This is a genomic window from Micromonospora sp. NPDC005205 (assembly GCF_040608275.1).
GTDB lineage: Bacteria > Actinomycetota > Actinomycetes > Mycobacteriales > Micromonosporaceae > Micromonospora.
Genome location: NZ_JBEXHV010000014.1, coordinates 142,918 through 156,255, shown reverse-complemented (window position 1 = coordinate 156,255; position 13,338 = coordinate 142,918). Strand labels below are relative to the sequence as shown.

Below are 13,338 nucleotides of genomic sequence, written 5' to 3'. Positions count from 1 at the left end.
CGGCCCCCCCCCTTCCCCTTGTTCTTTCTGGCTGCTGGGGCTTGTTGGGGTCCTTTTGTCTGTGGCGCACACCTTAGCTGGTGTGCGCCACAGTCAATCGGCCGCGGTCAACCAGTCAGGAGATGCAGAACGGCGCCGGCTCGGTGAGGCCGAGGTCCTTGCAGTCATAGCCGCTGCCCTCGCCGTAGTACTTCCAGCCCGTGCCGGTCACGAAGTGGAACAGGTAGACGCCGTCGCCGGCCTTCGGGCCCTGCGGATCAGCTCCCGCCCAGTCCTTGACGCACTCGACACCGCCGAACGTCCAGCCCTTCGGAAGCTCGACAAGGGCCTCCAGGGTCTTCGCCGAAGGGCATGCGGCAGTCGTGGCCGCGCTGTTCGCCGGCTTCCTCGTCGTCGTCACCGGCTCCGAGATGCAGAACGGCGCAGGCTCGCTGAGGCCGAGATCCTTGCAGTCATAGCCGCTGCCCTGGTCGTAGTACTTCCAGCCCGTGCCGCTCGCGTAGCGGAACAGATAGACGCCGTCACCGGCGGTCGGACCCTGCGGGTCGGCCGCCGCCCAGTCCTTGACGCACTTCACCGTCGTGAGAGACGAGCCCTTCGGCAGCTCGACCAGCGTCTGGAGGGTCGCAGCCGAGGGACAGTCGGCGGCCGTGGTAGCCACGGCGGGCGATGCACTGGGGGTGCCAGCGGCGACAGCAGCCGACGTCGACGCAGAGGCGGTCGGGCCAGGACCAGACGCCGGCGTGGAGCCACAGGCGGTCTGTGCAAGTAGGACAGCGGCAACGGGCAGCAGCAGGAGAGGACGTGCAGACATTTCCAGGCCCCTATGGATCGTGGCGATCGTCGCTTACATCCGGGTACATGCGATCCACCGCCCGCAGGTTGCCGTCACCCAGGAAGATTCTCAGAATCTTTGGGCGACTCCGCGCCCAACGCCGCCTTTACGCTTGGCGGGCCGGTGATTCCGGCAGATTACTGTCCGTAACGTCGATGTGGTGCTCAGTGATGAGTGCGAGAAACCAGCTGACCCAACGGGCTCGACGACAGATCATCTGCTACGGTAACCACGTTGCAGTTTTGATTTCCGTAGACGTTTTTCAGCGCCTGATGGGTCATCTGAACCCGCCCAGGCGCTTTTTCGTTTTTCGTGTCGTTTCGACGCGGGTGATCAACGCGGCGGCGTAAGGGTCCGCACAGTGCGGTCTCTAACAGCCTGCGAGGAGCAGACATGACTACAGGTACCGTGAAGTGGTTCAACGCCGACAAGGGCTTCGGCTTCATCAGCCCGGACGACGGTGGCGCTGACGTCTTCGCCCACTTCTCCGCGATCTCGGCGAGCGGCTTCCGCAGCCTCGACGAGAACCAGAAGGTGGAGTTCGACATCACCCAGGGCCAGAAGGGCCCGCAGGCGGAGAACATCCGCCCGCTCTGATCCACACTCTGCGAACGGCGGCCCGACTGATTCAGCGGGCCGCCGTTTGGCGTTTCATGCGTCCACCACGGCGTCTCACCATGGCCCGAGGGACGGCAAGGTACGTCTGCGCGATCCGCCAGGAGTCAGCATCACGTCACCGGAGGACATCATCTTCACCGTCAACGCCCTCGCCGCGCCGTCCGCCACCGAACCGCTCGTGCGCACCACGATCGAACGGCGGGACCTGGGCCCGCACGATGTTCTCATCGAAATCCGCTACGCCGGCATCTGCCACTCTGACATCCACACAGTGCGCGGCGACTGGGGCAGCGTTCCCTACCCACTCACCGTCGGCCACGAAATCGTCGGCCGAATCACCGAGGTCGGCGCCGACGTCACCCGTCACGCGGTCGGCGACCGCGCCGGTGTCGGCTGCATGGTCAACTCGTGTCGCGAGTGCGAGAACTGCCGCACCGGTAACGAGCAGTACTGCCTCAAGGGCAACACCCAGACGTACGCGAGCGTCGACCGCGACGGCACCGTCACCCAGGGCGGTTATTCGACCCATGTGGTCGTGAACGAGGACTTCGTGCTGCGGGTGCCGGAGAGCATCCCGTACGAGGCGGCCGCGCCGATGCTGTGCGCGGGCATCACCACGTACTCTCCGCTGGCGCACTGGAATGCCGGTCCCGGCAGGAAGGTCGCCGTGGTGGGCCTGGGCGGTCTGGGCCACATGGCTGTCAAGATCGCCGCAGCGATGGGCGCCGAGGTGACAGTGCTGTCCCAGACGCTGGGCAAGAAGGACGACGGCCTGCGCTTCGGAGCCGAGCACTACTACGCCACCAAGGATCCGGCGACGTTCGAGGTGCTCAAGAACAGCTTCGACCTGATCATCAACACGGTCAGCGCACCGATCGACATGGCCAGCTACCTCGGTCTGCTGCGTCTGGACGGCACTCTTGTCAGCGTGGGTGCCCCGCCGGAGCCGCTTCCGGTGCCCGTCTTCGCGTTGTTCGGCAGTCGACGGTCGTTCGCCGGCTCCAGCATCGGCAGCATCGCCGAGACGCAGGAGATGCTGGACTTCTGCGCCGAGCGCGGCATCGCTCCCGAGGTCGAGGTCATCGGCGCCGAGGCGGTCAACGACGCGTACGAGCGGGTGCTCGCCTCGGACGTGCGGTACCGGTTCGTCATCGACATCGACACCCTGCGCTGAGCGTCTCCGCGATTGCCAGGGTCCGCTAATCGGTGGGCTCTGGCGCGCGGCCGGGCCGGAGTGCGCGGTGGCCGGCGGTGAGCCGTTGGGCCGCCGAGGCGCAGGGCGCGCGTCGGCGGCCCACCGTCTCAGCCGTTGTCGATCAGACTGGCGATCTCGTTGTAGATGAGGTGCGCCTTCGCGCCCTGGTTCGACGGACAACCACCGAGGTGGTGCAGGGCGATCACCTGGTGGCTGGCGTTCAGCACGGGTGAACCCGAGTTGCCGCCGGAGGTGTCACAGCTGTAGCTGATGTTCCAGGTGTTGTAGTTCGCGTTCCGGACGGCGCAGGTCGCGCCGTTCTGGGTGTCCTCGAAGATCGACAGCCGCTTCGCAGTGCCGTCGCCGTGGCCGGGGACGTAGATCCGGGTGCCGTTGCTGGTGGCGGTAGTTGCCAGGTACAGCGTGCCGAATCCCTGGATGGTGGCGAAGTTGTTGACCGAGAACAGGGCGTAGTCCAGCTGGCTGGAGCCGCCGCTGCTCACCCGGTAGAGGGTGGCACCGCTGACCTTGGTGCCGGCACCGGGGTTCGCGCCGCCGCAGGTGGCGCACTGGTAGTTGAACTGCATCTCGCTGCCGCTCACGGCGGACTGCGTCGAGAAGCAGTGCTTGTTCGTCAGCATCCGGTTGGTGTTGCCGACCCGCCAGGTGGTGCACAGTCCACCGCCGCTGATCAGCAGCCGCGCCACCGCCCTGCCGCGGGCGTACTCGGTGGGGTGGCTGTTCTGGTAGCAGACCACGTCCCGGCGGGCGTCGGTGCTGCACACGGACTGGGTGGAGAAGTTGTGCGCCTTGATCTCCGTGCGGTCGTACCCGCGCCAGAACCGGTCAATGGTTGCGGCGTTGCCACGTGCGGGGCGGCTGCTGTGCAGTGTCACGACGGCGGTGTCGCCCTCCACCGACATCGCCCAGAAGCCCGGCTGCCCGTCGGTGGTGTAGTCCGAACCGGTCGCCCGGTTCAGGTCGCGGTCGTACCGGTAGCTCTCCTTGCCGTCGCGGCTCGACACGGTGACGTAGTCGCCGTCGGCCAGTCGCAGTGAGCTGAAGTGCACCTTGACGTAGGTGGCACCGGGATGCTGGATGATCTGTGTCCCGCCGCTGGGGGCGTAGGACAGAGAGCTGCTCACGGTGCGGAGTTCACCGATCGTCGTCACGCCCTCTGCCGAGAACTGGTTCGATTCCGGTGCCCGCTCGGATCCTGGCGCGAGAGGGGCAACCGAGTACGCCTCGGCGGCGGGTATCGACAGGAGGCTCAGCCCAAGTGTGCAGGCAGCGAGCACGACCGCCCCCGTTCGCAGGCGGCGCAGGGCAAGTTTCATCCGTCGCTCCTTCTCAGGAATCAGCACCGAGACGTGCCTTCGGCCTTCCTACCTGAGTTCACTCAAGACATGTAATCCCATCTATGTCATAACTGCCATCCGCGCTGGCCGAGGTCGGACGGAGGCCGGTGCGGCCACTACCATGCGAGCGTGGCTCGCGTTGCCCAGGTCCGCAGGCCGTACCCGCTGCTCGTCGCCGCGGCGGTCGGCCTGCTCCTGTCACCGGCCGCCGCCGGCAGTCCGCCTGCCCCCCCCGCCCCCCGATGAACGGATCCGCGCGGCATCGGACACGACGGACTGATCTATGCCGGCTCGCGCACGCCACCGGCGTTTCCACCGTCGTCCGGCATCGGTTCGGCCGGGGCTTCTGGCAATTCGTCCGGCGCGCCGGGCAGAAGGATCCCCGCGTCGTCGGGCACCGGTTCGCGCGGGTCGATGGGCGGATACTGTTCCGGGTCGAGATCGGGTCCAGTCATCAGGCGAGTATCCGTCGTTTTCCGCGCTGCCGCTCGTCGGGCCCGGCGGCAGGATCGGCCCGTCAGTCCTCGATGGGCGTTCGGCGGGCACCGACGGGCCAGAGGATCGTGGTCGGGACGCCGTGTTGCCGCGCCCAGTCGATGGTCCGATCCGTCGACGCGGGGTGGCGGCCAGGTTTGCCGTCCCACACCGCCACGAGTCGCTGCACCCGTCGGACCAACTCACGGTTGGCAACCACGTAGGCGGCGGTGTCCGAGCGGTCGTGACCGGTGTGGACGACCGCTGCCGCCCGGTCGAGCAGCTCGTCGAAGGCCAGCCGGTTCTCCGGCCTGATCACCGCGACCCGGTAGTCGCGGGCCGGCAGGACCACCTCGTAGGTGCCGCCCAGATCGAGGATCGTACGCGCGAAGACCTGATCCGCGCCGGCCGCCAGGCAGGTCACGCCGTGCACGGGCCGCTCGCTGATCCGGCCCAACTCCACGCGGAGCGCGTCGGCGACAAGCAGTTCGGTGTCGCGGGTCAGGTTGATGTGCCCGGTCACGCCGACGCGGACCGGGCCGAGGTCAGGCGGCATCCCTCGGGCCTCCGCGCTGCGCGGGCACCGGGGGCGCCAGCCGGATCAGCTCGAACCCGTTGTCGGACAGCACATCGGGCAGGGCCCGGATCCCCTCACGATTCTGCTCCTGCACGTCGGACGGCAGCTCCTCCCACGGCCGCAGGGCGGGATGCCGCCGCTGAACGTCATCGCGAGGGTCACCGTACGTCCAGCCGTCCCCGCGCCGTTCCCGGCACCACCGGTCGTGCTCCAGGCGGGCGAGTTCCTCGATCCTGTCGTCGATGGCCTGCCCGGCGGCCGAGGCGTCACCGGTGCCACCGTGGCGGGGGGCCACGACGCAACCGAGGTCCAACAGTTTGGCGGCGATGTCCTGCACATGGGCCCGGTTGGCCCGCCGCAACGACTCGGGTAGTCGTGACCAGTTCACCATCGCCGGGGCATCGCCGAGGCGTACCCCGGCGCGTTGCTGAGCCTGGACGTACCGCTCGTGGATCAGCCGGGCCAGCCGCTCGGTGAGGTCCTCGGCGATCAGCCGGGCGTCGCAGGCGTGGGTGAGCACCGGGTAGAGGCGGAGCTTGCCGTGCACCTCGTCGAGCAGATCGTGACGGGGGTCGCCGTGGAAGGCCGCGGCGAGCGCCGCCTGCCGGTAGACCGGCACGAACACGGCGCTCTCGGTGCCCTGCCACAGGGCGGGCGTGTCCAGCACGAACCGCAGGCCGCTGATCTCGTCCGGCGCGCAGACGTAGATGCGGTCGTAGCGGTCGCGGCCGAGACCGACGACACGGTCGAGATCCAGGTCGTACGCGGTCAACTGGCACACGGTGGCCAGGAACGGGTACCGCGACGACGCAAGAGCGATCTCGGTCCCGGCATCCGGTGCCACGACGTCCACCCGCAGGGGTGGCACGTCCTGGCCCGGGGGGGTGTCGGCTCGGGATGCGCGCCAGTGCCGGGCGGTCTCCACCAGGAGAGCCCGGCGGAAGGCGCCGGTGCCCGCGATGACGATCCTGGTTGGTCGGTCTCCCCCGCTGGGCAGCGGGTGGTGCCGGTTCAGCGCGCGGGCGGCGACGTCGTCGACGTGGAAGTAGTCCAGCCGCAGCCGGCTGGACCCGGCGGCACCGAGCCGTCGGGCCTGCAGAGACAGACACATCTCCGAGTCGTGCACCAGGATGTAGACCCGCGGTGGTTGCCGTCGGTCCTGGATGAGCCGGTTGACGGTGTTGGCGATCGCGTGGTTGCGGTCGTCGTCCTCGCTGCAGGCGTAGATGGTGTGGGCTCGGGGCAGGCCGGCGCCGCGTAACACCTCGGGGCTGGTCGGGTCGCCGACCACGCCGAGGTACCGGCGCCGTCGGTACTCCAGCGGCCCGAACGGTTCGGAGCGCACCACCACCACACGTTCACCGTCGGCGAAGAGTCGGTCGGCGAGCATGCGGGCGAACTGGGAGTCCCCGCAGACCAGGACGTGACCACGTGCCCGCCGGGCGCGCAGGCGACGACTCTCGGCGGCCAGCAGCAGCCGGCTGGCCTCGGCGACGGCGAGAAGCGTGAACAGCGGGGCCGCGAACCGGGCGACCTGCAACTGCCACGGGTAGGGGCCGGCGTCCTGGAATGGTTCGGCGCCGAAGACGAAGAGTTGCAGGTCGTAGTAGAGCAGGTCGTACGGATCGTTGGCGACGTCCGGTCGGGCCTGCAGCAGGCGCTCGAAGCCGACATAGCCGAGGACGAGAGCGGCCAGCCCGATCACTCCGAAGAGGACTCGCAGACTCCAGCCGGTCGGGCGGGACGAGCCGGCGACCGGATCCGTCATGAGCTCATGGTATTTGACGAGGTCGATCGGATCGTCGCTCGACGCGCACCCACGCACACCTACGGCTCCGGATCGATCACGGAAAGTCGTCGGGTTGGGTGTCGGCCAGCGTGGCCAGCAGTTGCCCGGCCAGCCGCCGCACCGCGCCGTCATCCTCCTGATACGCGAGCCGGACGAGCATCTCCCGGGTCCGGGTGTCCCTGTCGTAGTGCCGGGTCAACGCGAGCAGCGCGGTCCGGCGGATCTCCCAGTCATCGTCGTCAGCCAGCCGCAGCAGCAGGTCCCGTACCCCCGTGCGGCCGGCCAGGCTGGCGCCCAGCTGCTCGACGGCCCGGCGGCGAACCTCCAGGGCCGGATCGTCGCGGACCAACCCGACCAGCAGCACCTGAACCTCCGGGTCGGCGCCGAAGTGCTCGCCGAGCGCGGCGGCGATGCGGGCGCGGATCGCCGGGTTCTGGTCCGACAGGCGGCGCATGAGTCGCAGCGTCACCGCCATGGACGCCGACCCCTGCTCGGTCAGACAGCGCACGGCCGCGTCGAACACTGTCGGGTCGGTGTCGGACTCGACGCATTCCAGCAGCACGTCGGTCACCAGTTCCGGGCTCCCGTACGCGCAGAGGGTCTGCACGGCGGCCAACCGGATGCCGACGTAGCTGTCCCGGCGTGCCCGCCGGCACAGTGTCTCCATCAGGCCCGGGGCCTCGCCGTGGCGGGCGAGCGCCTGTGCGGCGGCGCACAACACGTTCGGGTCGGGGTCCCGACTGACCTGCTCGGCAAGGCACTCCCGCACCTCAAGATCCGGTGGGTCGGCGAGACGGGCCAGGCTACGGGTGACCCGCAGCCGGACGATCGGGTCCCGCTCCTGGGAGGCGCGGCTGATGAGCAGATCTCGGGTCGCGTGACCGAACAACGGTCGCCCGGTGAGCAGGTCGACCGCGGCGAGCCGAACGCTCGCGGTCGGATCGCGTCGAGCGCTCTCCAGCAGCAGTTCCCCGGTGCGGTGGTCGGGGTAGGCCTCGGCCAACGCGCGCACCGCGGCGAGGCGTACCGTCGCGTCCTCGTCGACGCGAGCCGAGCGGGCAACCACGGTCCACCCCGTGTCGTCGGCGCGGTCCCGGTCGATCAGAGCGGTGACCGCGGCGGCCCGCACGGAGGACTCCTCGTCCTGCTCGATCTGATCGATCAGCCGGGCCCGGCAGCGCCCCTCGGGGTCGGGTACGAGCGCCAACCGCTGCACGGCGACCGCGCGGACCCGCGCCGACGTGTCCGAGCAGGCCAGCTTCAGCAGCAGCTCGGTGCTCTCCGGGTCGGGTCGCTCGGGCAGCAGCTCGGTCAGGAGGCAGCGTCGGACCTCATCCGGGGAATCGCCGGTGACCCGCTGCAACGCCGTGGTTCGTGCGGTCTCGGCGTACTCCGGCAGAACCAGCAGACCCTTCAGCGCGCACTGCACCACACCGGGGTCGGCGTCGGTGGCCAGCAGTCGCTGCATCGTCTCGGGTGCGTCCGGCAGGTCGGCGCAACGTGCGGTGAGCACTCCGGCGGCGGCTCGCCGCACCGCGACGGCAGTGTCCCCGGTGGCTCTGGCCAGCACCTGACGGACGTCGTCGGAGAGTTCGGACCGGGCGCCGAGGGACTGCACGGCCAGCGCCCGCACCGCGAGGTCGGGGGAACTGGCGAAACCGCGCAGCACGTCCACGAGGTCGGGGTCGGCACCGAAGTGGGCGACCAGTGCGCGTACGGCGGCCTGCCGTACCGCGGTGGAGACCTCGGCCTGCGCCTGGGCGACCAGGAGGTCCCGGCATCGGCGACTGCTGCCACCGGTGGCCTCGAGGCGGCCGGCGGCCTCGGCCAGCCCGGCGACCAGGGTGAGGTGGGCCTGACGCTCGCGGCCCTGTCCCAGCTCCCGGACGAGCAGGTCCTCCATCTGCTCCTCGGCGGTGGACAGCACCGCCGCGATCCGGGTGGCGAAGGGAGAGCCGGATCGCCAACTGGTCCGGACACCACGGCGGCGGTACCAGTGCAGGAAGATCTCCCTGCCGGGCCAACTCGGGCCGAGCGCCCGGATCGAGGACAGCAGCTCCTGCTCGGTGAGATCCACCAGGTTCGGGTCGTCGGCGGAGATGCCATGCTCGATGAGACGCACGACCTGCCGCAGCACCGCGTCGCCCGCGTCGGCCAGCTCGGCGGGCTGCGGCGCCTCAGCCACGCACTGCGCCGCCAGCACCAGGTTCCACGGCGGCCCGGTCAGGTTCAGCGGCGGCCACGGTTGGGTGGCCTCGGTGGCGAGCAAGGTGACCAGCTCGTTGGCGGTCTGGGCGGGGAGGGCGCTGGCGACCAGTCGAAGCACCTCGCGCCACGACGGATCGGCCCAGTGCTCGCGAAACAGTGAACGCAGACGATCGAGGCCCCAGGTGGTCGGATCATGCTCGCATCTGTCCACGATCTCCTCTGCACAGAAGAACTCCAGGAACGCTCGGTGCACGAACCCGAACAGTCGTAGCCCGTAACGTTCCAGGATGAAGCTTCGCTGCCGCAATTTGTCGATCATTGAGTAGGCCATGGCGAGCGCCCGCTCATTCTCGAAGCCGTAGAACGCGACGAGGTGGTCACGAAAGATGCGCGCCAGTTCGTCGGACTCAATGTAGTTTCCGGCGGGGCCGGACTCGCGGAACTGCATCCAATACGCCAGGTGACGCAGCAGCCGACGCTTCGCCTGCAGGTCCAGCGACGGTACGTCGCCGTGGCTCTCGCGCAGTTGCTTTGTCACATCCCACTCGGAGATCAGAACGTCGGTCACGTGCGCGTAGAGCCGGCGTCGGTTGCGGGGCAGCGGGTGACCCCGCCCGACGATCGCCATGAGCATCAGCAGCAGGGGGTTGCCGGCGATCTCGCGCATCGCTCGAGAACTGCCCACCACGTCGAGGATCTGCCGCCGCTGCCGCTCTGCCTCAGCGGCCGGCGTGGGCATCACGTAGCGGTACCAGTTGCCGAGGAACCTCGCGATCTGCTCGTCGTCGAGATCCTCCAGCGTGAAGTGGTCGAAGCCGGCGTTGGCAAAGGTGTGCCGCTGGTAGCCGGCCGCCCGCGAGGTGACCACTGTCAGCACTCCCGGGTACTCGTTGGCGAAAGTGGCGATCTGCGCGGCCACCTCTTCCCGCTGGGCCGGGTCGAACACCTCGTCCAGGCCGTCGAACAGGAACAGTGCCTGACCGCCCTGGCGCAGGTACGCCTCCAGCACGTCCTGGTCGATGCCGGCCAGCCCCTGCTGGTGGCGGTGGCCGACGTAGTCGAGCAAGCCGTCACACCGGCCGTCCCCATGATGGGTGGCGTACGAGCGGAGCTCGATCAGGACGGGTAGGTACCGGTCCAGCGCACTCAGTCGAGGCTCGACGCAGACCTCGGCCAGCGTCAGCGCCAGATACCGCGCGGCTGCGGACTTGCCGGAGCCGGGGTCGCCGAGCAGCACGATCGTGCGCCGCCCCGGGTCGGACACCACATCGAACAACGACAGCTCGTCCTTGGCCGCGTACTCCTCCCAGAGCCGCTCCACCTCCTCCGGGTTGACCACCCCGGGCAGCCCGCCGACGTCGTCGCCCGGCGTGGACCCGGCCCATCGCCACCACGCCAGGGGCATCTCCGGTCGCGCGTCCTCGTGGACGCGGGGCTCCACGAACACCTTGGGCAGCCCGACGGTGAGGTAACCGATGGTGGGACGCGGTGAGACCGCGTCCACCGAGACGGTGTGGTATCTCAGCGACAACTGCTTGTAGTACTGGTTGCGGACGGCCGTCGGCAGGTGGGTGTCCGGGTCGGCGGGCTCGCGCGCCGGGGACCTGCCACTGCGTACGTCGGCCAGTGCGGCCGTCACCTTGGCGGTGAGGTCGTCCACGCCGGAGAAGAAGGCGCAGAGGTGACGCTCCTTGAGCTCACGGCGCAAGGCGACGATCTGCTGCCAGTCGGCGTCCCGGTCGATCATGTCGACCGGCCAGGGCTTGTCTTCTGCCAGCAGGAAGACCAGGCACGGCTTTCCCGCCGCGAGCGCCTCCCGGTATTCCAACTCGGTGATCGAGGACTCCTGGCCGGGCGGCCGGAACCCGTACCGCCAAGCGAACAGCCCCACGTAGAGGTCGCATCGACGCACGTCGGCGAGGCAGCGTTCCAGCGGCGGACGGATGTCGGCGCCGTACGCCTCCATGGCCACGTCGTCGATCTCCAGACGGCGAGCCACGGCGTGCACGGCAGCGCGGTATTCCAGCAGGTCCTTTTGTGTGGCCGAAATGTAGACCTTCATGAACGGCAAACTCCAGGGAGTGGCTGGCGACCGCACCATCGAAAATATCAGCAGTTGTCACGTCCGTCCGACCCGCGAACACTCCGAATGCCCGACGCACATGGGATTCCCGCTCATCCCGGGCCTATGATGACCGTCAACAGATACGGATCCGGGCGGTCGAAACTCGTACCCGCGGAGTCTCGGTTGTCCGGCGCGGATCCGTGTCAGTGCCGGTCGCGAGGGGTGTACGTCAATCAGCATGAGCCGCATACCGCGCGATGAACGCGGGTCGGTGGCAGCGTTGCGGAGGAAGCCATGCTCACTGTCGGTGAGGTGCACACCAGCCTTCTGCAACACAGCACGGCGTTGGCCCAGGAACAGAGCGCCGAGATGCTCAGCCTGATCGAAGGCGAGGCCGTGCTGACCTCCCGGCGTCCATCGCTGTACGCGGTGTCACCCGATGTCCGCACCGGTGTCGACTGCTGGCTCCCGAGCGCCAGAGGGCGCCAGTTACGTGGGGTGGGAGCCGTGGTCACCCGGGCCATCGTCACCGGCGGCCGGATGGTGCAGGCATCCTCGGTCATCCACGTCGTCGCCGGCGAGCGCCGCCAGCCGTGGTCGCACTATCTGGCCAACCCCGGCGTCCTGGAGACGGTCGGCAAGCTGGACGTCGCCGACCTGAGCGCGGGCTTCCTGCACGGCAACAACGCCGACGTGCTGAACCTGGAGGCGATCACCGGCAGGGTTCTCGACGGTGTGCAGATGTCCGACCTGCTGGACCGGCGCCCGCCACTGCGCACCGCCCGCACACGGCTGCGCTGGACCGCGCAGGCCGACGCGCGCCCGGACCGGGACGTCTCGGCGGTGGTGACCGTGGACTCGCCCACCCTGCGTACGGTCGAACTCGTGCTCGACCCGCAGGACGTGCCGGCCGCCGTGGCCGGGCTCTGCGAAGATCTCGCGTTGCACGACTGGCTGCTGACCATGCTGTCCTCGCTGGTGGAGTCCGCGGTCACCCGATCGGCCTCCGGGCAGGAGCACGTCGAGCGGCTGCGGCCGGTGCTGGAGCACCTGCTGCACCTGTGGCTGCCCGGCGCGCGGGTGCACCCGCGGCTGCGGCCGATCTGGGAGCAGTTGGAACAGGTACCCGGCTTCAGCCGCCAGTGGAACTCGTCGGTCAACTGGATCCGGGATCAGATCAGCGTGAGCAACATGGCTCTGCTGCGCGACCTGGCCGGCCGGGTGGCCGTCGACGAGCCGTGCGGGAGCTGAGCACGTTCAGTCGCTGATGAACACGTAGCTCAACCGGTCGACCAACTCGCTGGGCAGGAGCAAGCCCTCACCGCCGGCCCGTTTGGCGACCTGCTGCGCGACCGTCGGCGGCACCGCCACCTGACCGAGGATGGTCCGTACGGCCAGCTCCACCGGCAGGTACTGGGTGCCCATCAGGGTCAGCGTGCGATACGCGCAGAACGGCGCGGCCGCCGGGTTCAGCTGGACGATCGCCGGCAGTTCGTCCCAGTCCGTCGGCAGCTCGCCGGCGAGCCGGCACGGCTGCGTCATCGTCTCGCCGCGATGCCGTAGCACGCCGAGTCGGGTCATCTGCCAGACCGAGGCGAGCAGGGCGCAGGCCCACACCCGGGCGTCCGGCTCGTCGGACCAGAGCTCGATGTCGACGAAGATGGAGTGCCGGGGATCACCGGACTGCAACGGCGGAGCCCACGGGCGTGGCAGCGTCATCGCCGGCGCGTCGACGTGCCCGGGGGACCGCTTACCGTTGGACAGCCAGCCCGACTCGTTCAGCGGTGGACGACTCCCGGTGGTGTGCCGAGGTGGTTCGACCACCAGCGTGTCGACCACCAACCGGGCCAGTTCGGCACCGTCGTGCCGGGCGAAGCTGGACTCCCGGGCCACGTAGTCCAGGACCAGGCCGTGCTCCGCCGCGGCGCTCTGCACCTGCGGTATCACCTCGCGGGGGGTACCGAAGCGGTGGAAGTAGTCGTCCATCATGAAGCAGGTGCTGATTCGCGGCTCCCGGTGGGCGGGCAGCCCACGTCGGGCCAGAGCCGGGATCGCGGCAGACCAGTCCGCGATCCGCTCGAACTTGCGTTTCAGCTCGTCACACCCGTCGCCGAAGTCCTCCGCGTAGAAGTGCCCCAGCTCCACGGACAGATGCGAGTACGCCACGCTCTCTGTCCGACGCACCGCAGCTGCCTCCTGGAACCTGACATCCATGCCAA

Annotated in this window: 10 protein-coding genes; 3 read left to right on the top strand and 7 right to left on the bottom strand. The window is 69.1% G+C overall.

What is annotated here, in order from left to right; all coding sequences use genetic code 11:
* Window positions 1-115 precede the first annotated feature (115 nt).
* Window positions 116-661 carry a hypothetical protein gene (locus ABZU43_RS24235; protein WP_355008764.1) on the bottom strand — a complete coding sequence of 182 codons (546 nt, stop codon included), beginning with the start codon at window positions 659-661 and terminating at the stop codon, window positions 116-118.
* Between the two features lie 567 nt (window positions 662-1,228).
* Here ABZU43_RS24235 and ABZU43_RS24230 point away from each other — a divergent pair.
* Window positions 1,229-1,432: a cold-shock protein gene (locus tag ABZU43_RS24230; protein ID WP_013283833.1), complete on the top strand. Its 204-nt coding sequence runs from the start codon at window positions 1,229-1,231 to the stop codon at window positions 1,430-1,432.
* Between the two features lie 151 nt (window positions 1,433-1,583).
* Window positions 1,584-2,627: an NAD(P)-dependent alcohol dehydrogenase gene (locus ABZU43_RS24225; protein ID WP_355008773.1), complete on the top strand. Its 1,044-nt coding sequence runs from the start codon at window positions 1,584-1,586 to the stop codon at window positions 2,625-2,627.
* A 128-nt stretch (window positions 2,628-2,755) separates the two neighbouring features.
* On the opposite strand, the gene ABZU43_RS24220 is transcribed toward ABZU43_RS24225, so the two are convergent.
* The 5 genes from ABZU43_RS24220 to ABZU43_RS24200 form a co-directional block, all read right to left on the bottom strand.
* Window positions 2,756-3,985 carry a serine protease gene (locus ABZU43_RS24220; RefSeq protein ID WP_355008763.1) on the bottom strand — a complete coding sequence of 410 codons (1,230 nt, stop codon included), beginning with the start codon at window positions 3,983-3,985 and terminating at the stop codon, window positions 2,756-2,758.
* A 302-nt stretch (window positions 3,986-4,287) separates the two neighbouring features.
* Window positions 4,288-4,461, bottom strand: a complete 174-nt coding sequence (locus ABZU43_RS24215) for a hypothetical protein (RefSeq protein WP_355008762.1) — start codon at window positions 4,459-4,461, stop codon at window positions 4,288-4,290.
* Window positions 4,462-4,523: 62 nt separating this feature from the next.
* On the bottom strand, window positions 4,524-5,036 hold the full coding sequence (locus ABZU43_RS24210) for a hypothetical protein (protein ID WP_355008761.1): 513 nt from the start codon (window positions 5,034-5,036) through the stop codon (window positions 4,524-4,526).
* The gene (locus ABZU43_RS24205) at window positions 5,026-6,825 is read right to left on the bottom strand and encodes a RyR domain-containing protein (RefSeq protein ID WP_355008760.1); all 1,800 of its coding nucleotides are present in this window, start codon (window positions 6,823-6,825) and stop codon (window positions 5,026-5,028) included. Before ABZU43_RS24205 ends, ABZU43_RS24210 begins: the two co-directional genes overlap by 11 nt.
* Window positions 6,826-6,901: 76 nt before the next feature.
* Window positions 6,902-11,116 carry a HEAT repeat domain-containing protein gene (locus ABZU43_RS24200; protein WP_355008759.1) on the bottom strand — a complete coding sequence of 1,405 codons (4,215 nt, stop codon included), beginning with the start codon at window positions 11,114-11,116 and terminating at the stop codon, window positions 6,902-6,904.
* 297 nt (window positions 11,117-11,413) lie between these two features.
* Between ABZU43_RS24200 and ABZU43_RS24195 the strand changes: the two genes are divergently transcribed.
* The gene (locus tag ABZU43_RS24195; RefSeq protein WP_355008758.1) at window positions 11,414-12,370 is read left to right on the top strand and encodes an SCO2521 family protein; all 957 of its coding nucleotides are present in this window, start codon (window positions 11,414-11,416) and stop codon (window positions 12,368-12,370) included.
* A 6-nt stretch (window positions 12,371-12,376) separates the two neighbouring features.
* Here the strand turns inward: ABZU43_RS24195 and ABZU43_RS24190 are convergent, their stop codons facing one another.
* Window positions 12,377-13,333, bottom strand: coding sequence for an SCO2522 family protein (locus ABZU43_RS24190; protein ID WP_355008757.1), 957 nt, complete (start codon window positions 13,331-13,333; stop codon window positions 12,377-12,379).
* Window positions 13,334-13,338 lie beyond the last annotated feature (5 nt).

What these genes read in the sequence shown, in the direction of transcription:
- ABZU43_RS24230 (WP_013283833.1), top strand. Translation starts at nt 1,229, where the DNA reads ATGACTACAGGTACCGTGAAGTGGTTCAACGCCGACAAGGGCTTCGGC.
- ABZU43_RS24220 (WP_355008763.1), bottom strand. Translation starts at nt 3,985, where the DNA reads ATGAAACTTGCCCTGCGCCGCCTGCGAACGGGGGCGGTCGTGCTCGCT.
- ABZU43_RS24215 (WP_355008762.1), bottom strand. Translation starts at nt 4,461, where the DNA reads ATGACTGGACCCGATCTCGACCCGGAACAGTATCCGCCCATCGACCCG.
- ABZU43_RS24210 (WP_355008761.1), bottom strand. Translation starts at nt 5,036, where the DNA reads ATGCCGCCTGACCTCGGCCCGGTCCGCGTCGGCGTGACCGGGCACATC.
- ABZU43_RS24205 (WP_355008760.1), bottom strand. Translation starts at nt 6,825, where the DNA reads ATGACGGATCCGGTCGCCGGCTCGTCCCGCCCGACCGGCTGGAGTCTG.
- ABZU43_RS24200 (WP_355008759.1), bottom strand. Translation starts at nt 11,116, where the DNA reads ATGAAGGTCTACATTTCGGCCACACAAAAGGACCTGCTGGAATACCGC.
- ABZU43_RS24195 (WP_355008758.1), top strand. Translation starts at nt 11,414, where the DNA reads ATGCTCACTGTCGGTGAGGTGCACACCAGCCTTCTGCAACACAGCACG.
- ABZU43_RS24190 (WP_355008757.1), bottom strand. Translation starts at nt 13,333, where the DNA reads ATGGATGTCAGGTTCCAGGAGGCAGCTGCGGTGCGTCGGACAGAGAGC.